The sequence below is a fragment of the Solwaraspora sp. WMMD406 genome (assembly GCF_029626025.1).
Taxonomy (GTDB): Bacteria; Actinomycetota; Actinomycetes; order Mycobacteriales; family Micromonosporaceae; genus Micromonospora_E.
The window spans coordinates 2,813,939-2,836,321 of record NZ_JARUBF010000001.1; the positions used below are offsets into that span (position 1 = coordinate 2,813,939).

A 22,383-nucleotide genomic window follows, 5' to 3' on the forward strand; every position below is an offset into this window, starting at 1 on the left:
CGGACGCGGCGCTACACTGCCTCCGTGCGTTGGCTGGTGTTCGGAACATACGAAGCGCAGCGGCACCCCCGGATCGCGGTCCTCATCGAGGGACTTCGCAGCGCTGGCGACGACGTCGTCGAGATCAACGCACCACTCGGCCTGGACACCGCCGCCCGGGTCGCGATGCTGCGTCAACCGTGGCGACTGCCGCTGCTCGCGGCGAAGCTGGTGCGCTGCTGGACCTCCCTCGCCCGGCGGGCACGCCGACACCGCAAACCCGGCGCGGTCGACGCCGTCCTGGTCGGATACCTCGGCCACTTCGACGTCCGGCTCGCCCGGCTGCTGTTCCGGCGTACCCCGATCGTGCTGGACCATCTGGTCTCCGCCGCCGGCACTGCCCGAGACCGGGGTCTGACCAGCGGTGGTCCCGCCGGTAGCGGTGGGTTGAAGGCCCGGCTGATGCGGACGATCGACTCCGGTGCGCTCCGTAGTGCCGACCTCGTCGTCGTCGACACGGCCGAACACGCGTCCGCGCTGCCGCCCGGGGCCGCCGATCGAGGAGTGGTCGCGCTCGTCGGGGCCGGCCGTGACTGGTTCGCCGCCCGCCCGACCGCGCCGGCCTTCCCCGAGGCGGACCCTGCCATGGCCGGGCAGAGCACCCCGACCGCCCCGCCCGGTCGCCGCCTGCGCGCCATCTTCGTCGGTCTCTACACCCCGCTGCACGGCACCATCACCCTCGGTGCGGCGCTCGCCCAACTCGCCGACGACGACCGGATCGAGATCACCATGGTCGGCACCGGCCAGGAGTACGCCGAGTGCCGGGCCGCCGCCGCCAGCAATCCCCGGATCACCTGGATCGACTGGGCGACGTCAGCCGAGTTGCCGGATCTGGTCGCCGGCCACGACGTCGCACTGGGCATCTTCGGCACCACCGACAAAGCGCTCGATGTCGTACCGACCAAGGTCTTTCAAGGCGCGGCGGCCGGCTGCGCCGTGCTGACCTCGGACACCCCGCCGCAGCGGCGGGTCCTCGGCGACGCGGCGATCCTCGTACCGCCGGGCGACCCGGCCGCGATCGCCGCCGCGTTGCGTCGGCTCGCCGACGATCCGGACCTGCTGCGGCTGCGGAGGGCGGCAGCAGGTCGCCGGGCCGACGAGTGTTTCCAGGCCGTGGCCGTCGTCGAGCCGGTACGGCGCCGGGCGGCCGACATGGCCGCCCCGGCGCACCGGTCCCGGCCCGGTCAGTCGGCGGGAAGCGCGGCTCGGATGTCGCCGACCCGGGTCAGCCCGTAGCCACCTTCGGTGTCGATGGTCGGCACCGAAGGCGCGATCCAGTCCGGACGGCGATCAGGGCGGAACAGGACGAGGTCGTCGGATCCGGCCTCGTCCAGCAGGTCCGGATGCAGCGCCTGCGGCGGCAGCCCCCAGTAGTACGACACCCAGCGTGGCGTGGTGATGCCCACCACCCAGCCGCGTCGCTGATCCGGTCCCGGCTGATGGGCGGCGACCAACCGGCCGGCGTCCGCCGGCCGGTAGACGTAGTCGCGGGCCATCGGACCGAAGACGATCGCGCCGAAGGCGACCGCCAGGCCGGTCCCGGCGGCCACCGTGCCCGTCCCGACCGCCAGTCGGGGAAGCCGGCCGGCCAGTACGTCGAACAACGCCCCCATCGCGACGACACCGGGGATCAGCACCGGATAGGCCCAGTAGTCGTGAATGAACGAGCCGTTGTTGAGCCCGATCACCCAGGCACCGACGAACGTCAGGGTGACCAGCAGGTAGAACCGGGTCCGGCGGACGATCAGTCCCGCCAGCGCGGCGAACGGGAACAGCACCAGATACCAGGTCGGCAACATTTCGGTGGCGTAGTCGCGCTGGCGGACCAGGAACTGCCGGGCGGTGAATCCGCCGCCGGCGGTGCGGAACTCGGTCTGGCTGGTCAGGTCGGCCATCCCGCTGACGCCGACGATGAACGCCAGACTCACCACCACACCGACGACCATGCTGGCCCCGACGGCGACGGTCACCCGGTCGACGCGGCGGGCGGCCAGCAACCACAGCCCGAGCACCGCAGCCAGGGCGATGCCCGGCCAGGACGCCAGAGTGGTGAGCAGGGCGGCGACGCAGCCCCCCACCACCAGCCAGCGGGGCGGTTCGGGTCGGGACCGCAGCGCGACGACGGCCGCCGACAACGCCAGGATCAGTCCCATGTCGAACATCAACGGGCTGTAGAGCCAGAAGAAACCGGTGGCGGCCATCGTCGCGACCGCCAACAGGGTCGGCAGCCATCCGATGGCGAACGCCCGCAGCAGTGCGGCCGCCGCCGGAACGACCAGCAGGCCGAGCAGGAACGGTCCGATCAGGATCTCGTACGCCCCGCTGCCGGGTAGGGCACCGAAGCTCGCGTCGAGCAGGTTGAGCAAGGGCGGGTGGTGGGCGTACGGCTGATCGCTGTAGGGCGACCAGTCGGCGCTGAACGACGAGCCGACGATCCCTTTTTCCTGCAGGTTCTGCAGGTGCAGGCCGTGCCGGGCGAAGATCCGGCCGACGTGGTTGTCGCCGAACGGCAGTGCCAGTTGCGGTGCCCAACTCGCGGCGACGGCCGCGGTGATGGCCGCGACCGCTGTCCATCCCCATCGGTCGGCGGTCGGTCGGGCCGGCTGTGCGGTGACGGTCACCTCCGCTGGGGTGAGGGTCGTCGTGGCCATCAGTCGGACCGGGACCGGACGATGAGGTCGGCGAGGAGCGCGACCGCGGCGATGATCAGACCGGTCAACATGATCATGATGGTGTTGGTGGCGACCCGTACCGGGTTGGCGACCACGTCGTAGATCAGCTTGCCGGAGCCGAGCGCCAGCAGCCACAGGGCCGGTGGCATCAGCACCTTGAGCGGGTTGAAGTACATGACCATCCGCAGCACCTGCAGGATGTAGCGGTAGGCGTCCTTGACGAAGTGGAACTTCGACGATCCGGAGCGCTTGGCGTAGTCGATTGGCAGGTACCGCACCTCGTGCTGGTTGTGCAGGAACGCCATGGTGATCGTCGTGACGCAGGAGAAGCCGGGGGGCAGCAGCCGCAGGTACGGCAGGGCCACCTCCCGCCGGAACGCGCGTAGCCCGGAGTTGAGGTCCGGGATCGTGGTGCCGCTGAGTCGTTCGGCGACCTTGCGGATCAGCCACTTCGCCGGCACCCGCAACACCTTGTGGGTGCCCTGTTCGCTGGTCCTGGCCCCGACGACCTGGTCGATGACCGGTTCCTTCTCCAACAACTGGACGAGCTCGGGGATCCGCTCGTTGGGATAGGTCATGTCGGCGTCGGTCCAGACCACGATCTCGCCCCGGGCCTGCTGGGTGCCGATCCGGCGGGCGGTACCGGAACCGCCGTTGCGGTGGAACGGCATCAGACGCAGGTGCGGGAAGCGGGGTTGCGCCTCCTGCAGCACCTGCAACGTCCGGTCGGTCGAGGCGTCGTCGATCGCCAGTAGTTCATAGGTGTAGCCGCTGGTGTCCATCGCGGCGGTGATCCGTTCGATCTCCCGCAGCACGTGGTCCTGCTCGTTGTAGCAGGGGAGCACGATGGTCACGTCGAGTGGTTGGCCGATGTTGCCGCGGCGTACTTCGCCGGTCGGTTCGGTCACTGGCCAGACGCCGGTGCCGAGCCGGTCGAACCGGCTTGTCGTCGTCATGCGGATCTCCCGGGGGCGTCAGGCGACGACCGAGCACCGCAGTGGCTCCCGCGCCGCAGTGCGTCATGGTACACGTCCGTCCCGCCGGGGCCAGCCGCCCGACCGTCCGTCCTGCGTGGTTCGCTCGACGGGTCGGGCGTGGTCCGCTCGACCCGTCGGGACGGTAGCGCAGGAGCGGAGCGCCGGACGGGAACGCCGGACGAATTCCGAGTGGGCTGAAGATCGGCGACCCCTGCGGTACGACCGCTCGGCGCGACGGAGTGCGACGCCGATGTCGGTCGACGGTGACCGGCCGCCGAATCCGTGCTCCTCGCCGGTACATGGTCGCCGTCGGGTGGATTTTGTCACCCCGAGGCACCGATGGCTGGTGCCGATTTCTCTGCGTCTCCGACTTGTTGCATCGGGTGGATGACTCGCGCGATCTGGTCGAGGCGGGTGAATGTGCCCGTCTGTGCCAGTGGGGATCTGAGCTGGGACAACAGGTTTTTTTGATCGAGGTTGAACCCCCGCCATTGGCCGAAAGTATGATGTCGGCGGGTTGAGGGGGTTCCGTCAATTTTCCGCTCACAGTAAGTCTGACTAGATTGCGGTTTCGGCAGCTTGACAGCGATGGAAAGCCGCTTTTAGCGTGTCTTCGCGTAAACGTGGTGCGATCTCGTTCCGGCAATGGAAGTGGGCGTATGAAGGCACCCGTTTGAGTAGGTCATCCAGAACCACGTCTGCCTCCACCGGACGACGCCGGTCAACCGCGCCGCCCTCGACGAGAAGGAGTAGGTAAACCCCATGTACAGGTCGGCACGACGGCGCAGTTCGACCACGCGTGGCCGAAACCAGCGCGGCATCAGTGGTCGCAACAAGCGGATCATCGCGGTCCTCGGCACGGTCACGGTGTTCGCCGGGATCGTCGCGGTCACCCAGGTCTCTTCGGCCAACGATCAACTCAGGACCTCGTCCGAGTGTGTGGCGCCGAGTCCCGGCGCCGCCGCCGAAGGCGGTGTCACCACCACGGTGACGAGGGAGAACGGTCGGGACGTACGCCATCACTGGGGCGACGGTCAGACCACACTGGAGGAGTGTGAGGGCGACTCGACGGTCGTCGCCGCTCCAACGATCGTCTGCCCCTCGGTCGAGGACCGGTTGCCGGAGATCCCGGCTGCCGCCCGTACCGAGGTGACCCGCAACCTCGAACTGCTGCAGACCCAGATCGACGAAGCCAACGCCCGACTGGCCAACAGCGTCGGCCAGGGTGGCCCGAACTTCATCAACAACGCCATCCTCGGCCCGCTGGCCAGCAAGCGGGTCGCCACGCTCGACCGGATCGCGATCGCGATCGGCCGGGTCGCCCCCCGTCCCCGGGGCCTCGACGAGCTGGCCACCTGTGAGCTGGTCAACCAGCCCAGCCAGGACAACGGCAACGACGGTGGCAACGGCAACGACGGTGGCAACGGCAACAACGACGGCGGCGGCAACGGTCTGGAGATCCTGGCCGACAGCTGTGAGAACAGCAATCTCGACGACCACGACGGTTTCCAGATCGGCAACCGTTGTGTCGACACCGAGATGGGTGAGGTGGGCTCCGCCGCGAACAACCCGTCGCTGCTGATCACCGAGTTCCCCGAGGAGGTCAACGCCAACGAGCCGTTCACCATTCGGGTGAGCACCCGCAACCTGGTTCGGGATCGTTTCCTGCCGGCTGGCCAGGGTGGCTACTACATCGAGAGCTCGCTGCTCAACGAGCAGGGCCTCACCCGCGGCCACTTCCACACCGCATGCCGCATCCTCGAATCCACCGAGTTCGCTCCGGACCCGGCTCCGGTCCCGGCCTTCTTCGTTGCCACCGAGGACGGTGGCGGTGGGGCACAGCCGGACCAGGTGACGATCCAGGTTTCCGGTCTGCCGCAGTCGGGCATCGCGCAGTGCTCGGTCTGGGCCGGCGACGGGTCGCACCGGGTGCCGATGTCGGAGCGGGCCAACCAGACGCCGGCCTTCGACGCGGTCCGGATCCGGGTGAACTGACCTCGACCACACCTTCGATTCCCCGCCTGTGCAGGGCACGGACCATGTGGTCCGTGCCCTGCACGGCGTGGGGGACAGGCCGAAGACCGCCGGCCTGCGTCGGGGCTGGAACCGCGACGGGGCGGGGTCGGGACCTCAGGACAGGATCGCCAGGTGGAAGTTGCGGTCGGCCAGGGCGCCCGCGCTGGTGAAGGTCTGGATGAACACGCCGTTGGCGATCCCGGCCCGCCCGACCACGGTGATCTCACCGGGGGCGGAGGCGCCGGAGCTGCCGGGCAGGCCGATGCTGCCGACGTACGCCGAGCCGGTCAGGTCGTGGGTGGACACCACCTGGTAGGTCCCGGTGCTGAGCCGGGTCGCGGAGACCACACCGAACCCACGGACCAGGCCGCCGGCCGAGTTGACCACCGCGAAGAACGTCTGGGCGGTCGGTGGCATCCCGGCCCCCGTGGCCGGGACGAGAGCGATGCCGGCCCGTTCGCGGTCGGTCTTGGTGGCGGGCGGTTGCTCGGAGACGGCTGCGGTGGCTGTTTCGTCAGACATGGTGACTCCTCAGGGTATGGGTGCACGGCGTGGACGACTGGCCGTGCGAAGGGGATGAGGGTGACTTCGACCCGGGGGCCCTACCGGAATCGAATCTGACTCCGAGCCTACGTTTGATTGCTCAGAGTAGCTATCTCGAGCGTTGTCCAATCAGAGACAGCCGGCTGAGGCTCTCCCTCAAGGTCGGTCGTCGGCGCTGCCCAGCAGGCGTTTCAGGAGGTCCGCGAGGGGGATCGACTCGCCGTCTCGGCCGCCGGCGCCAATCACCATCCGTGGTTCGGTCGCGGCGATGCGAGCGCCGAAGAGCCATGCGCGCAGACTCGGCGGCACCGACAACAGGTAGAGCTGACCGTCTGTGCCGACGGCGAGTGAGCGGTCCGCCTTGAGGTACCAGCCGTGCAGACCAGTGCGGTACCGAGGCCATCCACGGTATGGGCGGGCCACCAGCGGTACGGGCGCGATGTCGTGCAGCGCGGCTGCCCGAACGAAGTCGGTCAGCAGTCGGGCGGCGTCGCGCGCTTCGACCGCCCGCCGCTGTCGCTGCGCGGCGTCGTGTGCGGCGATCGCCCGTTGACGTCGGTCGGCCCAGTCGTCGGCTTGGCTGGTCTTGTCGATCGGGTCAGCGTGGCCCGCTTGGTCGGCGTGACCCGGGGACGAGTCGTCGACGGACCGGCCTGCCTCACCCATCAGCCCACTGTACGTACACCTCTGACAGCTCCGTCGATGACCCGGTCATCGTACCTGTTTGTTTAGCTTGCAAACTATTGACAGGGGTCGAGCCGCTGTGTGACTGTCTGCTTCTGGCCGGTGGTGGGAGCCGTCACCCGGTCGCGGGACTTTGGGCGACCCGCGCAGACCTCGTCGTGTCCGCATCTTCGCCTGCCGACATCCCGTCGCCGGCTCGACCCGATCTGACCGTGGTCGGCCGATGACAGTGCCCACCAGCCGATCCCGGTCGACCGCTGGTGCGCGTGCCGGCAAGGCGCTTCGTCCGTACCTCGTCAATCCCTTCACCGGATCGTGCAGGAAGGAAGCCGAACACATGCGAAGAACCCTTGCCGGTGCGCTCGCCGCCGCTGTCGTCGTCGGTGCCGCTGCCGTCGCGACCCAGGTGGTCGTCAGCGGTGCCACGTCCCCGGCCCAGGCCGCCGCCGCCGACCCCTACTCGTGGCGCAACGTTCGCGTCGACGGCGGCGGCTTCGTGCCGGGCATCGTCTTCAACGAGACCGAACCCGATCTGATCTACGCGCGGACCGACATCGGCGGTGCCTACCGGTGGGATCCGGCCGACCAGTCGTGGACTCCGTTGCTGGACTGGGTGGGCTGGGACAACTGGGGCTGGAACGGTGTCGCCAGCCTGGCCACCGACCCGGTGGAGACCAACCGGGTGTACGCGGCGGTCGGCATGTACACCAACTCCTGGGACCCCAACAACGGTGCGATCCTGCGCTCGAGCGACCGGGGCGAGACCTGGCAGGCGTACGAGTTGCCGTTCAAGGTCGGTGGGAACATGCCTGGTCGGGGGATGGGCGAACGGCTCGCCGTCGACCCCAACGACAACAGCGTGCTCTACTTCGGCGCGGAGAACGGCAACGGTCTCTGGCGCAGCACCGACCACGGGCAAACCTGGGCCGAGGTGACCAGCTTCCCCAATCCGGGCAACTGGTCCGAGGATCCGGACGATCCCAACGGTTACCTCGATCATCAGCCCGGTGTGGTCTGGGTGACCTTCGACAAGACCACCGGCGGCCCGGGCACCGTCAGCCAGCACATCTACGTCGGTGTCGCCGACTTGGACAACACCGTCTACCGCAGCACCGACGGCGGCGTCACCTGGCAGCGGCTGGCCGGGCAGCCGACCGGCTTCATGGCCCACCAGGGCAAGATCGACTACGCCACCGGGACGCTCTACATCGCGACCAGTGACAACGGCGGCCCGTACGCCGGCGATCACGGTGACGTCTGGAGGTACGCGACCGCGACCGGCGAGTGGACCCGGATCAGCCCGACGCCGTCGGACGACACCGCCAACAACTGGTACGGCTACTCCGGGCTCAGCGTCGACCGGCAGAACCCCGGCACGGTGATGGTCACCGGCTACAGCTCGTGGTGGCCGGACACCTTCATCTACCGCAGCACCGACGGCGGCGACACCTGGACGTCGTTCTACGACATGGCATACCCGAACCGGACCAATCGCTACACGATGGACATCAGCGATTCGCCGTGGCTGTCGTGGGGCGCCAACCCGCAGCCACCGGAAGTCACCCCCAAGCTGGGTTGGATGACCGAGGCCTTGGCGATCGACCCGCACGATTCGGACCGGTTCATGTACGGCACCGGAGCCACCATCTACGGCTCGACCAACCTGACCGCGCTCGACAGTGGCGGCACGGTCGCCATCCGTACCATGGTCAAGGGCCTGGAGGAGACCGCGATCCTCGACCTGGTCAGCCCACCGGTCGGCGATGCCTTCCTCATCTCGGGCATGGGTGACATCGGCGGGTTCCGGCACACCAGTGTGGACACCGCTCCCGAGCTGATGCACCAGCAGCCCAACCTCGGGGCGAACACCAGCATCGACTACGCCGAGCTGAACCCGATGCAGATGGTACGTGTCGGCAACGGCGAGGGCGTCAGCCACATCGCCTACTCGTACAGCACCGGGGAGAACTGGTATGCCGGCGGCGAGCCGGGTGGGGTGACCTCCGGTGGCACCGTGGCGGTGGCCGCCGACGGCAGCCGGGTGGTGTGGAGTCCGGGCGGCGCGGCGGTGCACCACTCGACCAGCTTCGGCGGCTCGTTCAGCCCGTCGACCGGGGTACCGGCGGGCGCGCAGGTCCGGTCGGACCGGGTGAACGGCAGCACGTTCTACGCCTACTCCGGCGGCCAGTTCTTCGTCAGCACCAACGGCGGGCAAAGCTTCACCGCCTCGCCCGCCACCAACCTGCCGACGGAACAGGTCAACTTCAAGGCGGTAGCCGGCCACGAGGGTCACATCTGGCTGGCGGGGGAGACCGGGCTGTTCCGCTCCACCGACTCCGGGGCGAGCTTCACCCCCGTGGCGGGGATCAGCGCGGCCCGTAACGTCGGATTCGGCAAGGCCGCTCCGGGCGCGGCCTACCACTCGATCTATCTGGTCGGCACGATCGACGGGGTGACCGGGGTGTACCGGTCGGACGACACCGGCGCGACCTGGGTCCGGATCAACGACGATCAACATCAGTACGGCAACATGGGTGACGCCCTGACCGGCGACCCCCGGGTGTACGGACGGGTCTACCTCGGTACCAACGGTCGGGGCATCCTGGTCGCCGACCGGCTCGGCGCCCCGCCGTCGCCCACGGCGAGTCCGAGCGTGAGTCCGAGCGTGAGTCCGAGTCCGAGCGTGAGTCCGAGCGTGAGCCCGAGCGTGAGTCCGAGCGTGAGCGTGAGCCCGAGCGTGAGTCCGAGCGTGAGTCCGAGCGTGAGTCCGAGCGTGAGTCCGTCGGTCGGGCCGACTACGCCGGCGCCCGGCGGGTGCTCGGCGACGTACCAGGTGACCGGAACCTGGCCGGGTGGTTTCCAGGGTGAGGTACGGGTGACCAACACCGGCAGCTCCGCCTCGACGGGGTGGACGGTGACGTGGAGCTTCCCGGACGGGCAGACGATCAGCCAGCTCTGGGGCGGTACGCACACTCAGACCGGTGCCACGGTCACGGTCGGCAACGCCGCGTGGAACGGGAGCCTGGCACCGAACGGATCCACCTCGTTCGGATTCCTCGGCAATGTCACCGGCGGCAACGGCGTACCCGCGAACGTGCGCTGCGTCCGGAGCTGACCGCGTTGGGCCCGGTCGCCGTACCGCGCGGCCGGGCCCAACGCGGAAGCCCCGCCCGGCGGGTCATCGCCGGGCGGGGCTACCAGCGGCCTCGTCGACGTCGACGAACTCGATCCGGCTGTCGACGCCGCGCGCGTCGTCTCGGGCGCTGATGGCGGAGCGGGCCATCGCACCGGCCAGCCAGCCCAGCGCGACGCCGGCCGCGCCGGCACCGACGATCCACGCCCACGGCAGGCCGGGACGGCGTCCGGCGAGCGCGTCGAACGCCGCCATCGCGCGGTGTCGGGCCTCTGTGCTGATGGGTCCGACCCGGTGGCCGGCCTCGGCGGCCAACTGAGAGGTCTGCCGGCGGGCCGAACGCGCCGAGTCGCCGGCGGAGCCCACCGCCGAGACGAGATGTTCCCAGGCCTGGTCGGTGATCCGCTGCGGCTTGCGGCGGCGTTCCAACAGGTTGGTCGCGAACATGCTGCTACCTCCTCGTGCGCCACGGGCGTTCGTGGCAGGGTGCCGACGACCGCAGCGCGGCTGCGATCGTTCTCACGTGCCCGGTGGGGGTGTGTGGCAAACGTGCAGCTGGTACCGGTCCTGGTGTTCGCGTCCGCGTCGATCCGGCACGGCGCGGTGCGTTAGCTCACGTATGGGCGATCCGCGTCGTACCGACGGGTCAGTTAGGGTCATTACCTGTCGCCTGTCGGGCGTTCGTCGACCACCCGTGGGCGAGCGGTTCGCCAGTGACGCGGCGCCTCCGACCGGCCCGACCGGCCGCAGGAGGCGCCGCACCGTCTCTCGCCCGCACCACCATCTTGTCGTACCGATCCGCTACGGTAGGAGTGACGGTCAGTCATGGCGTGTACCGCCGATCCTTGGGGGTTATGCTCCAGGATGTCTGATTGTGAGGCACTGTTGTCCGCGTAGGGCCGGAATCCGACCAGGCAGAGGCTGGCGGTGGCGCGTGCGAAGGAATACTCTCGGTCGCGGCCCGCGTACTGACGAGGCGCCCGCAGGGGCGAGTGGAGGTGCTTGCGTGAGCCTGTCGATTGGCACATCGATGCTGCCCGGTGGGGTCGTGGAGATTTCACCGCGTGGCGAAATAGACGTCGACACCGCGCACGAGGTCCGTGAGGCCGTGCAGGCGGTGTTGACCAAGGGCCGTCCGGCCCGGATCCAGCTCAACATGCGGCTGGTGACGTTCATCGACTCGGTCGGCATCAGCGCCATGGTCGCCGGGTTCCAGGCCGCTGAGGTCAGCGGGATCAAACTCGTCGTCACCGAACCCAGTCGATTCGTTCACCGTCAGCTCTGGGTCACCGGGTTGCTGGGTCTGTTCGGTGCGCCGGAGCCCTACGTCGGCGATTCGGCGGACCGCGAGGTCCCGCTACCCGGTGCCTGACGGCCGCCGCTGCCTGCGGAAGCGGTGCGGTCGCCTCGTCTTCGGATTAGCTCCGACGAACGGAGCGGTCCTCCGATGCCGAGCGTATTAGCAGCTCGTTAATCCTCGGTTGTTGACCTTGTCGGGCATGAGATCGTGCCGGAGGATGGTCGCTTGTGACATGGTTACGGGCGGGTACCACCATTCTCCGGCGCTATGTCGTTCTTTGTCCGATCGGCCAGGGCGGCGTGTCCGTGGTCTACCGGGCGGTCGACGTCCAGTCGGCGCGCCCGTTGGCGGTCAAGCTGTTGGCCCCGGCGGCGGCCGGCGATCCCCGGCCACGTGACGACGTCCGTCATGAGGCGATGATTGCCGAGCGGTTGCGGCATCCGAGTGTTCCTCGCGTCTACGACGTCGGCGAACTTCCGCTCGGTGCCGGGGCCAGTTCCTCATACATTGTCATGGAACTCTTCGCCGGCCGGCAGCTGGCGCATCGGTTGGCCGACGGCGCAATAGCCTGGCGGGACGCGGTACGGGTCGCGGCCACCGCCGCAGACCTGCTGGCCGTGGCGCACCGGCGGGGAGTCGTACATCGTGATCTGACGCCACACAACGTGATACTGGCCGCGACCGGGGCCAAGATCGTCGACTTCGGTCTGGCCGCCCTCGTCGACGGATCGAACCCGGCCGGGCCGCCCAGGCCCAGCGATGACGTCTACGCCCTCGGCGTGCTGCTCTACCATATGTTGACCGGCCGCTCGCCTTATCCGGGGCAGTCCGGATCGCCGGTGGGCGGTGCCCGGCACAGCGCCTTGGCGCCGACCCCGGTGCTGGCCGTCGCCGGCCTGCCCCGAGCCGTGGCCGACCTCTGCCGTCGCTGTATGAGCAAACAGCCCGAGGCCCGGCCGACCAGCAGCCAGGCGGCCTTGGCGCTGTGGGGGCTGCTGGACCAGCCGGCTCCGCTCGGCCATCCTGGATTGCTGGACCAGCCAGCTCCGCTCGGCCGGTCGGGTCCGTTGCGGATGCCGACCGCTGGCCCGCCGGTCGCGGCGGCATTGACGCCCGCTGGCCCGCCGGTCGCGGCGGCATTGACGCCTGCTGGATAACAGCGGTCCCGCCCCCACCGCGCTGGTTGTCAGGTGTCCTGGGAGCTTTGGGTTCTATATCCCGATTATCAGCATCTGATCTTGTTTCCGATCATGCCGTGCCGACCCCGGCCGGTACGGCATCGTCGACGACGAGGACCCTTTCCCGGCGCTGTGCGTCGGGAAAGGGTTCCTCCTTCATCGGGTGCCTACGACGCCCGTCAACCCAGCTGGAACGGCACCCGGATCGTCGACGGGGCGGCCGTGGCGGGAGCGTTCACCCGTACCGTCGTCGGCGCATTGCCGATGGCGTTCCAGAGCTCGAGCCGGACACATCCATTGCTCATCGGGGCGAAGCCGCCGCTGGCGGAGAGCAGGCCGGCGCTCTCCCGGTAGGTTTCGGTCCCCGGCACCGGGTCGGTGGCGAAGTAGCGGTAGGTCTCCACCCGCCGGTACGTCCCGGAGCCGGTGAAGTCGTAGGAGATCCGGGCCTGCACGCCCGCGCCGACCGCCGTACCCGCGTCGACCTGCAAGCTGAACGCGGTGGCCGCCGAGCGGTACGGTCCGGTCAGACCGCAGGCCCGCAAGGTGACCGGATCGCGGGGCGTGCCGTCGTGGTTCGCGCCCCCAGCCGACGGGATCGTCACCGTGGTGGCGGCCGTCCCGGCGGTGGAACTCAACACCCCGCCCGAGCGCAGATGGAACAGGTCCGAGGTGACGGGCGGACCGGTCGGCGACGGGCTCGGTGTCGGTGACACCGGCGGGGAGGCACTTGGCGAGGTGCTGGGGCTCGGCGACACCGTGGGGGGTGGGGTGGTGCCCGGGCCGCCGGTGGCGTTGCCGCCGCTCCAGGTGAAGGCGCCGGTGGTCGCCGTACGGCCGGCCGGCACGACGAGCCTGGTGCCATCGGAGAAGGTCACCGTCAATGGTGTGGCGGTGATGTTGGACGCCACGTACGTCCGGGCCCCGCCTCGGTTGAACACCGCGTACAGCGGGGTGTTCGCGGTGATGCCGGTGTCCACCCGACCCAGTGCGGCCAGGTTACGGATCCAGTGGAAGGTGTGTGCCCGACTTTCTCCCTCCTCGACCGGATAGTTAGGGTTCGCCCGCAGGTTGGTCAGGGCGGCGTCGCCGGCGCCGAGTGCCTGGAACGACCAGAGGATGTCCTGCCAGACGGTTGGCGGACCACCGTTGTTGGTGACCAGGGCGTTCCAGTTGGTCGTGACGTAGTCCGGCCGGTAACCGAGGTAGAGCGACCCGCCGGTGATCGGGAGCATGTTGATCCCCTGGATCATCTCCGGCTCAGCGCTGAACCAGGTCGCGTACGCGCCGCCGTCGCCCCAGACCATGCCGACCGACCGGTGACCGAACGCGGTGGGGAAGTTGGTGTCCGACGAGTCGAACCAGTATTCCTGGATGGCCGCCGACTGGGTGGTGTAGATGTACAGTCCCGCGTCGCGGATCGCGGTGTTGCCGGTGGCCAGGCCCCACTGGATCAGCGCGTTGGCGAAGTTCATCCCTTCCGACGACGACTCCTGGTTGTTGCCGGCGAAGAACGCGCCGTGCCCGGAGGCCCAGTCGTGGCCGGCGTAGATGTCGAAGTCGCGCAGGAACGGGAACATCGGGTCGGCCCGGTCCCAGCTGTTGGCGTCGCGGATCAACAGGTTGACCATGCCGCCGTACTGGTTGGTCGACGCCCAGGTCGGGTCGAACTTGGCCAGTGTCGCGGCGGCGGCGATGTAGTAGCCGTAGTGGAAGTGGTGGTCGTTGAGATCGGTGTCGGAGCCGTACGAGGCGGGGTAGCCGACCAGCGTGCCCCAGGCTTGGTCGTAGAAGAAGACCCGCTGGCTCTTGCCCGGGCTGGCGGTGAACCAGTCGGTCAGTCGGGTCCGGATCGCGGCCAGCAGATGATCGCGTTGCGCGGTCCGGCCGAGCTGGTCGGCGATCTCGGCCAGCCGGGCGGCCCGGCCGAGCGCCTTGCCGGTCCAGTAGGTGTCGTTGTTGAACCCGGCGAACGGATCGCCGGACGCGGCCTGGTCCAGGTGGGCGGTCAGCGTCGCGAGATCGGCGCCGGCGCTGGTCGCCACCGCTGGCACCTCAGGCAGTACGCCGTGGAACCGCATCGCGGTGCCGAACGAGCTCGCGCCGACCAGGTTGCGCATCGGGCCTCGGGCCGAGACGTAGGTCTCCGGGATCGGGCTGCCGGCGGCGAGGTGCTTCCACTGGTGGGGGTAGAGCGAGATCACGGTCCCGTTCGTTGATCCTTCGCGGGCCACGGTGGTGACGCTGTAGGTGGCCTGCACGGTGCTGGTCGCCTGCTGGTAGTTCCAGCTCACCCGGGTCCCGGTGACGTGCGCGTGCGCGTACTGGCCGTAGCTGTCCATCAGCGCGACGCGTCGGGCGGTGGTGGTGCCGGGGGTGGTCGGCAGCAGTGCGACGGAGAGGTAGCCCCGGCCGGAGAGCGTCGAGGTGATGGTGGTCCCGGAGACCGTCCAGCTCGCGCCGCTCGGTGCGTAGGCCACGTAGTCGTGGCCGCGCATGGAGAAGCCCACCCGGCTGCCGCTGTGGTGCCAGACCGTCGGGGTGCCGGGAAAGCTCAGTTGCGCGTTGCCGCCGGTGACTTGGGCGTACACGAACGGCAGACCGTGGCCGACGGTGGCCCGCAGGGTGCGGGCGCCGTCCGACCAGTAGGGGCTGACCGTCCAGTCGCTCCAGCCATCGACCTTGACGTCGGGTGCGGCGAGTCCGGCCACGCCGAGGGTGAACTCCCGGGTGTACGGGTAGTGGTATTCGCCGACGCCGGTCGAGGTGCCGGAGATGGCGGCTTCGGTGGTGTACGAGATCCCGAGGCCGCCCGAGGTCGGCTGGAAGGACATCGGGTGGGCGTGCAACGGTTCGGAGTAGGCGCAGTTGTAGCGCTTGAACAGTAGCGACGACCACCAGTCATTGGTGGGTACCGCGCCGGCGGGGGCGTTGGCGGTGACGTACTGCCGGGGGTTGGTGGCGATGGTGCCGCAGGCGGTGGGGGCTGCCGCGCCGGCGGGCCGGGTCGTGGTGTAGCTGCCGGCACCGACGGTGGCGGCATCGGCGGTACGCAGTACGCCGAAGATCAGCCCGCTGGCCACCAACGCCGTGGCGGCGGTGGCGGCCAGGAGCCGGCGTGGGACGCGGCCGGATCCCACTCCACGGATCGACAGGTTCATGGTGCCTCCGGTTTGATCGGGCGCGTCGATGTCGGTAAGAAATTTCACGCCCATTAATGAGTTATTGCCAGGAGGTCACCAGAGCGGCAGACCTCTGTCAATGTCCGGGCACCGGTTTTTTCGAAGTTCCGGACCGGTGGGTCGTCTCTGTTGACAGTGCGGCCGGTGGTGCTATATAAACGCCTGAGAGAGCGCTCTCACGGGCTGTTGGGTCGATGATTACGCTGGTGAGCGGCCATGCTCTCTCATGTCGAAAGAGCGCTCTCAGCGACAGATTGTCAACTGTGGACGGTCGGCGACAGGGTCTTGCCCTCCGCGACGGGGTGCTATTGATTTCGGACGTGGACGCGGCACGAAGGCGGGCTCACCGGTACCGGTGAGCCCGCCTTCGTGCCGCGTCTCGTGCCGCGCTGCCCGATCAGTAGACGGAGAGGTGAACGTGGTTTGTGTGGTCGCTGGACGGGTCGCCGCCCGCGCCGCTGTACGCCTTCCAGCCGCTGCTCGGCAGCCAGATGCGCTTGTACCAGATCACGTAGAGCACGCCGAGTCGGTCGGCGTTGTTGATGTAGTAGTTGGCCAGGTTGTCGCCGTAGGTCTTGTCCCCACCGCTGGCGGCCCCACCGAAGCCGTTCGGCTGGGCTGCGAAGTCGCAGGCGCGTCCCTTCGGGTGCTCACCCGAGCCGCCGTTACGGAAGCAGGAGACGTATCGGGTGAAACCCGCCGCCTTCGCCTGGTTGAGCGCATGCAGGGTCCGTGGCGTGATGCAGCCCGAGGTGGTCGGGTCGTTGATGCTGCACGATTCCGAGGGCCATGAGCCGTTCGCGTTGCGTGGTGCCGGCGTGGCGGACGCGCTGCTCGAGCCCGACGACGACCCGGACGACGACGACCCGGACGACGACGACCCGGACGACGACGACCCGGACGACGACGACCCGGACGAGCTGCTGGCGGCTCGCTCGGCTGCGGCGGCCCGTTCGGCCTCGGCACGTTCCTCGGCGGCGATGGCGACGGCGAGCGCCCGCTCGGCCTGGTTCTTGCGCTGATCCATGATGGTGAGCTGCTTTCGCTGCTCGCGGATCTCGTGGTCGATGGCAGCCTTCGACCGGGTGACCTGGTCGCGGGTGCGGTACAGCTCACGCAGCTGCTTTTCCTCGTTGGCGGTCACGGCGCTCAGCGCGGCCGCCCGGTCCAGGAAGCCTTCCGGCGAGGTGCTGTTGAGCAACGCGGAGACCGGTCCCAGCCGGCCGTTACGGTACGCGCGGTCGACGAGTTGCCCGACGTTGTCGTTGCGCACCCTCAGGTCGGCCTCGATCCCGGTCAACTGTTCGGTCAGTTGCCGTTCGCGTTTGGTCGAGTGGTCGAGCGCTGCCTTCGCGTCGATCCAGCCTTTGGACGCCGCGTCGAGTTCCTTGCGCAGGCTGGGCGTGCCGCCCTCGTCGTCGGCGTCGGCGGGGGCGCGGGTCGGCGGTGCCGCTTCGGCGGACGGGCCCGGCGGGGCCCCGGTGATCGCGATCAGGACCACGGTCAGCGCCGCGAGTAACCCGAACCGGGCTCTCCTGTCAATTGTGGATGTCACGTGCGGAGTTCCTTCCGTCAGCCGCCGACCGGGTTAGCTGACGGGTTCGGGACGGAAGATCCCTACCGCTGGCGCGGATGCACCCCAGGAACGTGGTTCCCCGGCTCGCCGTGAGGCGATTAGGCGACGGCCCCCGCGAGCGCCGGAGGGGCGCCGCCCTGACGGTGGCCGGAGCCGAGACTACCGGCTGTGGAGGCTCCTGTCTCGACATTGACCAACATGTTTTGTCCAGATTAATAGGAAATATCAGATCAGCGAGGTGGCTAGTGTCGCGGGAAGGTCACGAGATTTAAGCATCCACTAATCACCAGTGGGTCGGTCCGCAGGCGTCGGTCGGTGTCGGAGGTTCGACTTGTAGCGTAGCGTGATCGATCCCGAACTCGCGGTGCAAAGCTGTTCTGGCGTCGCGTAGCACCCCGCCGATCTCGGCCGCCGGTTCCACGGTCAGGTGCGCCGAGGCCACCTCCATCCCCGAGGTGAGCGTCCAGACGTGCAGGTCGTGCACGTCCCGCACCCCGGGTACGGCCGCCAGACAGTCCCGCACCCGCGGCACGTCCAGGTGCTTCGGGGCGGCCTGCACCAGGATCCGGATCGCGGCGGTGGCCAGTCGCCAGGTGCGCGGCAGGATGAACAGACCCACACCGACGGCGACCGCCGGATCGGCGTACCACCAGCCGGTGGTGGCGATCACGAGCGCGGCGGCGATCACGCCGACCGACCCGATCAGGTCACCGAAGACTTCGAGGTGGGCGCCGCGTACGTTGATGTTGTCCCGCGCGCCGGCCCGCAGCAGGGCGAAGGCGACCACGTTGGCCACCAGTCCGGCCAAGGCCACCACCAGCATCGGTCCGGCCGGCACCGGCTCCGGTGCCGCGAACCGGCGGACCGCCTCGACCAGTACGTAGACCGCGACCCCGCCGAGCAGGATCGCGTTGGTCAGGGCGGCCAGCACTTCCAACCGGTAGAGGCCGAAGGTGCGCTGCGGATCGTCAGTGGGTCGGCGGGTCGCGGTGATCGCGGCCAGGGCCATTCCGATGCCCAGGACGTCGGTGAACATGTGACCGGCGTCGGAGAGCAGCGCGAGGGAGCCGGTCAGCAGCGCGGCCACCGCTTCGACGACCATGAAGACCGCCAACAGGACGAACGCTGCCCAGAGTCGCCCCCGGTGCCGCAGGCCGGCGGCGCTCGCGCCGTGATCGTGTCCCGCGCCCACGCTCGCCACCTTCCGTCGTCCGGCCCACCAACAGCAGATTAATGCGCACATCGCTATATGTGCAATAAAGAGCGGTGGTGAAGTCGGCCGAGTCGTCTCGCCAAGTCGTCCCGCCGAGTCGAAACCCGCCTACCGGCCGGGGACCTCGCCGAGTCCGACCGAGTCGTCCCGTGCCTCGTCGATGGTGATCAGCCGCTGAGTCGCGCGGGACAGTGCGACATAGAGCGTGCGCACACCTGCCTCCGACTCCGTACGGATCTCGGCGCCGCCGACCAGCACCACCCCGTCGTACTCCATGCCCTTGGCCTGCAAGCTCGACACCACCCGCAGCCGGGGGTCGGCGAAGCCCTCGAGCCAGCCGGCCACCTCCTCGTGCCGGGCCAACGGCGCGATCACCCCCACCGTCCCCTCCACCGCGGTGAGCAGTGCGGTCGCCGCGTCGCGTACCGCCGCAGGCAGCGCCGCCGCCGCGACCCGGTCCTGCCGTGGCACCACGCCGGTGGACCGTACCGCCGCCGGCAGTACGGCGTCGGGCGCGATCTCCCGGATCACCCCGGCCGCCAACTCGAAAATCTCCGCCGGATTGCGGTAGTTGGTGGTCAGCACGAACTCCCGTCGCGGCCGCCGCCCCAACGCCCGGTCCCGGGCCTGGGCCAGCTCGACCGGATCCCCGGTCCACGACGTCTGCGCCGGATCCCCGACCACCGTCCAGGAAGCGAGCCGCCCCCGACGCCCGATCATCCGCCACTGCATCGGCGAGACGTCCTGCGACTCGTCGACCACGACGTGGGCGTACTCCCGGTAGTCGGCGGGCCGCTCGGCGGCCATCGCCCGCGCGGCCCGCTCCCGGTCCGCGAACGTCGTCACCTCCCGGACCCCGGCGGCGACCTGGAACGGATCCCGCCGCTGGCGGCGCGGTTGCGGCGGCCGACCCAGCATCTCGTCCAACTCGTCCAGCAACGCCACGTCGGCGATGGTCGGACCCCGCTGCGGCACGTCCTGCCAGGAAGCCCCGAGCAGTGCGACCTCCGCCGGGTCCAGCACGCCGCGCGCGTACCGGCGCAGCCGTTCCGGCCGGGCCAGCCAGGCCAACACGTGCCGGGGGAGCAGCCGTGGCCACCAGGCCCGCAGGAAGTCCCGGAAGTCGGCCCGCTCGGACAGATCGTCCTCGAACTCGGCCTGTGTCGGCAGCCGGTCCGCCGATACCAGCCGCTGGGCCTGCGCCCACAGCGCGTCGAACAGCCCGTCGATCCCGGCCCGACGTACCTCGTTGCGCCGGGCCCCCCGAGGCAACGCGCGAGCCCGGATGCCGTCCAGCTCCGCCGTCCGCAGCCGCAGCAGCTGACCCCGGTAGAGTAGCCGAAGCTCGGTGGGACCATCGGGTACCGCGTCGCGGACCGCTCGCTCCAGCACCCGCCGCATCCGCAGCGAACCCTTGACCACGGCCACCGCCGCCGGGTCGGTACGGACCGCCGACGTCCCGGGCACCAGTGAGCCCAACGACCGCAAGGTCGCGGTCTCCTCGCCCAGCGCGGGCAGCACCGCGGCGATGTACTCGACGAATACCCCGGTCGGACCGACCACCAGGATCCCGCCGCCAGCGAACCGGCTGCGGTCCGAGTAGAGCAGATACGCCGCCCGGTGCAGCGCCACCGCGGTCTTGCCCGTGCCCGGACCACCCGAGACCACCGTCACCCCGGAGCCCGGCGACCGGATGGCCAGATCCTGCTCTTGCTGGATCGTGGCGACGATGTCGCGCATGCCCCGGCCCTTGGCCCGCGCCAGGGTCGCCAGCAGCGCGCCGTCGCCCACCACCCGCATTCCCGCCGGAGCCGACCCCGGATCGAGCAGGTCGTCGGAGACCCCGGTGACCTGCTCACCTCGGGACTGGATGGTGCGTCGCCGGACCACGCCGCGCGGCTGCGCCGGAGTCGCCTGGTAGAAGGCGGCCGCCGCCGGCGCCCGCCAGTCGATCAACAACGGCTCGGCCTGTTCGCCACGTACCCCGAGGCGCCCGACGTACAGCACCCCGCCCTCGCGGAGATCCAGCCGGCCGAACACCAGTCCCTCATGTTCGGCGTCCAGCAGATGCCGCCGTCGGGCGGCGTGGAAGACCATCGCGTCCCGTTCGACGAGCGCGCCCACGTTGCCCACCCGGGCGAGGCGATAGCCGTCGCGCTCCGCCCGGACCGCGTCGCGTCGCAGTTGCGCCAGCCGGGCGTACACCCGGTCGACGTGCCGCTGCTCGACGGCGATCTCCAGTTCCAGCGTGGTGGCGTCGGTCAACGCAGTAGCTCCTGAACAGTGGGCGAGCCGGCCACGGCGGCACCGGCCGCCAACGGGCGGGTCACGCTCCGGGGACGGGTCCGGCGCAGACGCGGGTACGTACTGACGCCCGGTCGGGCCCGGCAGCCTTAAGACGTTACCGTCCGGCCGCCACCGGACTGCCGTCCGCCGTCGTCGCTGCGCGGCGTTCATACCCGGATGATCAGTCGCCGACAAGTCATGTCCCACCAGATGATCGTGATGGTGAGAAGACTCGCAACATCCTTCCCGACCGGTGGGTAGCACGCCACGCTGCAACCATGTCGTCACCCACCAATCCGTCGCCGGACCCGCGAGCACCGCGGCCGTCCGGGCCGCCGCCACCCGACCACCCCGGGCCGGCAGAGGCACTCGCCGAGCTGCTCGCCGGCAACCATCGGTTCGTGACCGGGCAGCCACGGCACGGCCACGACATCTCGGCGGCCGCCGCGAGCGCGGCCCTCGGTGAGCAGCATCCCATCGCCTTCGTCCTCGGCTGCATCGATTCCCGGGTGCCGCTGGAGGCGATCTTCGATCAGAACTTCGGCTCCATCTGCGTCGGGCGCTCCGGCGCGCAGGTGCTGGACCAGGCGATCGTCGGGTCGATCGAGTTCGCTGTCGAGGTACTGCGCGTACCTCTGGTGGTCGTCCTCGGCCACGAACGCTGCGGTGCCGTCGCCTCCACCATCACCGCGCACCGGGCCGGAACCCGGCCGGACGGCAACGTCGGCTACCTGGTGGACCAGATCGTCCCGGCGGTGACCGACGTCGGCGTCGACCATCCCGAGGTGCAGCCGTTGGCGGTCCGCGCACATGTCCGCCGTACGGTGCGGCGACTGCGGCAGATCGACGCGCTCACCGCCGCGCTGGACGCCGGCCGGATCGACGTCACCGGCGGGGTGTACGACCTCGGCAACGGCCAGGTCGAGATCCTCGACTGACGCGGGAGAACCAGAGCCGACTGACGTGGGGATAACCAGAGCGGTCGATCCCGTCGACGCGGTCGATGGCGCGCTGACGCCTCGCGTACCCCTGACCGGGCACCCGCTCGGACGAACGCGGAGCCCCACCGGCACAGCCGGGCCGGTGGGGCTCCGCGTGATCAGTCGATCGGCCCCGCGGGTCGACGACCACCGTCGGGTCGGGCGATCAGGCCTCGAAGACGCCGGCCTCGACCAGCCGCTTCTCGGCCAGCTCCCAGCCGTGACCAGGGTGCGCGGCGGCGAGGGCGTTGATCTCCGCCCGGATCTTGGCCGCGTGACCCGCACCCGCCAGAACGCGGATCTCCTCGACGAAGGCGTCCGAGTCGGTACGCAGGTGCGAGGTCTTCCCGTTCGTCAGGTTCCGCACGTACGCGTGCTTGCCACCGTTGAGCGGGATCAGGTACTTGAACTCGCCGAGGACGCTCAGGGCACCACCCTGACCGGCCTGGCCGGCGCGGACTGACGCGCGCGCGGTCTTGGAGGTGTTGCTCGCCACGGGGGGACTCCCTTGCAGGACTGACGGGATGAACGGACTGGGTCGTGCTCCGCTCACGAGCTGTGCCGCTCGCTGACCGGGTGTAGCTGGGTGACCGGACACGGCCGG

General features: G+C 69.6%; 16 protein-coding genes and 1 riboswitch. Of the genes, 6 read left to right on the plus strand and 10 right to left on the minus strand.

From position 1 onward, the window contains the following. Positions 1-24: 24 nt before the first annotated feature. On the plus strand, positions 25-1,275 hold the full coding sequence (locus tag O7632_RS12835; RefSeq protein ID WP_278114302.1) for a glycosyltransferase: 1,251 nt from the start codon (positions 25-27) through the stop codon (positions 1,273-1,275). Here O7632_RS12835 and O7632_RS12840 read toward each other — a convergent pair. Continuing rightward, positions 1,224-2,690 (minus strand): hypothetical protein, encoded by a 1,467-nt coding sequence (locus O7632_RS12840; RefSeq protein ID WP_278114303.1) that lies wholly within the window; start codon positions 2,688-2,690, stop codon positions 1,224-1,226. The genes O7632_RS12835 and O7632_RS12840 overlap by 52 nt on opposite strands. Then, positions 2,690-3,667 (minus strand): glycosyltransferase family 2 protein, encoded by a 978-nt coding sequence (locus O7632_RS12845; protein ID WP_278114305.1) that lies wholly within the window; start codon positions 3,665-3,667, stop codon positions 2,690-2,692. The genes O7632_RS12840 and O7632_RS12845 overlap by 1 nt, the downstream gene beginning before the upstream one ends. A 783-nt stretch (positions 3,668-4,450) precedes the next feature. On the opposite strand from O7632_RS12845, the gene O7632_RS12850 reads away from it, so the two are divergent. Then, complete coding sequence (locus tag O7632_RS12850) at positions 4,451-5,683, plus strand: hypothetical protein (protein WP_278114307.1); 1,233 nt, start codon at positions 4,451-4,453, stop codon at positions 5,681-5,683. Positions 5,684-5,818: 135 nt separating this feature from the next. Here the strand turns inward: O7632_RS12850 and O7632_RS12855 are convergent, their stop codons facing one another. Together O7632_RS12855 and O7632_RS12860 are read right to left on the minus strand one after the other, a co-directional pair. Then, entirely contained in the window at positions 5,819-6,226 is a 408-nt protein-coding gene (locus O7632_RS12855) for a hypothetical protein (protein WP_278114308.1), read from the minus strand. A 177-nt stretch (positions 6,227-6,403) separates the two neighbouring features. Beyond that, positions 6,404-6,913 carry a hypothetical protein gene (locus tag O7632_RS12860; RefSeq protein WP_278114310.1) on the minus strand — a complete coding sequence of 170 codons (510 nt, stop codon included), beginning with the start codon at positions 6,911-6,913 and terminating at the stop codon, positions 6,404-6,406. A gap of 355 nt (positions 6,914-7,268) precedes the next feature. Between O7632_RS12860 and O7632_RS12865 the strand changes: the two genes are divergently transcribed. After that, a complete protein-coding gene (locus tag O7632_RS12865) occupies positions 7,269-10,046 on the plus strand; it encodes a cellulose binding domain-containing protein (protein WP_278114312.1) in 2,778 nt (925 codons plus the stop codon). Positions 10,047-10,109: 63 nt separating this feature from the next. On the opposite strand, the gene O7632_RS12870 is transcribed toward O7632_RS12865, so the two are convergent. Next, on the minus strand, positions 10,110-10,511 hold the full coding sequence (locus tag O7632_RS12870) for a hypothetical protein (RefSeq protein ID WP_278114314.1): 402 nt from the start codon (positions 10,509-10,511) through the stop codon (positions 10,110-10,112). 559 nt (positions 10,512-11,070) lie between these two features. Between O7632_RS12870 and O7632_RS12875 the strand changes: the two genes are divergently transcribed. Next, positions 11,071-11,436 (plus strand): STAS domain-containing protein, encoded by a 366-nt coding sequence (locus tag O7632_RS12875; protein ID WP_278114316.1) that lies wholly within the window; start codon positions 11,071-11,073, stop codon positions 11,434-11,436. 155 nt (positions 11,437-11,591) lie between these two features. Beyond that, entirely contained in the window at positions 11,592-12,521 is a 930-nt protein-coding gene (locus O7632_RS12880; protein WP_278114317.1) for a serine/threonine-protein kinase, read from the plus strand. Positions 12,522-12,721: 200 nt separating this feature from the next. On the opposite strand, the gene O7632_RS12885 is transcribed toward O7632_RS12880, so the two are convergent. The 4 genes from O7632_RS12885 to O7632_RS12900 all read right to left on the minus strand — a co-directional run bounded on the left by O7632_RS12885 (position 12,722) and on the right by O7632_RS12900 (position 20,778). Then, entirely contained in the window at positions 12,722-15,703 is a 2,982-nt protein-coding gene (locus tag O7632_RS12885) for a glycosyl hydrolase (protein ID WP_278114319.1), read from the minus strand. Positions 15,704-16,121: 418 nt separating this feature from the next. Continuing rightward, positions 16,122-17,279 carry a hypothetical protein gene (locus O7632_RS12890; protein ID WP_278114321.1) on the minus strand — a complete coding sequence of 386 codons (1,158 nt, stop codon included), beginning with the start codon at positions 17,277-17,279 and terminating at the stop codon, positions 16,122-16,124. Between the two features lie 6 nt (positions 17,280-17,285). Beyond that, positions 17,286-17,415: riboswitch (cyclic di-AMP (ydaO/yuaA leader) on the minus strand. A 168-nt stretch (positions 17,416-17,583) separates the two neighbouring features. Continuing rightward, a complete protein-coding gene (locus tag O7632_RS12895; protein WP_278114323.1) occupies positions 17,584-18,492 on the minus strand; it encodes a cation diffusion facilitator family transporter in 909 nt (302 codons plus the stop codon). Positions 18,493-18,621: 129 nt separating this feature from the next. Beyond that, the gene (locus tag O7632_RS12900; RefSeq protein WP_278114326.1) at positions 18,622-20,778 is read right to left on the minus strand and encodes an AAA family ATPase; all 2,157 of its coding nucleotides are present in this window, start codon (positions 20,776-20,778) and stop codon (positions 18,622-18,624) included. Positions 20,779-21,077: 299 nt separating this feature from the next. Here O7632_RS12900 and O7632_RS12905 point away from each other — a divergent pair, with 299 nt between their 5' ends. Beyond that, positions 21,078-21,737, plus strand: coding sequence for a carbonic anhydrase (locus tag O7632_RS12905; RefSeq protein ID WP_278114327.1), 660 nt, complete (start codon positions 21,078-21,080; stop codon positions 21,735-21,737). A 208-nt stretch (positions 21,738-21,945) separates the two neighbouring features. Here the strand turns inward: O7632_RS12905 and O7632_RS12910 are convergent, their stop codons facing one another. Then, the gene (locus tag O7632_RS12910) at positions 21,946-22,275 is read right to left on the minus strand and encodes a hypothetical protein (protein WP_278114329.1); all 330 of its coding nucleotides are present in this window, start codon (positions 22,273-22,275) and stop codon (positions 21,946-21,948) included. Positions 22,276-22,383 lie beyond the last annotated feature (108 nt).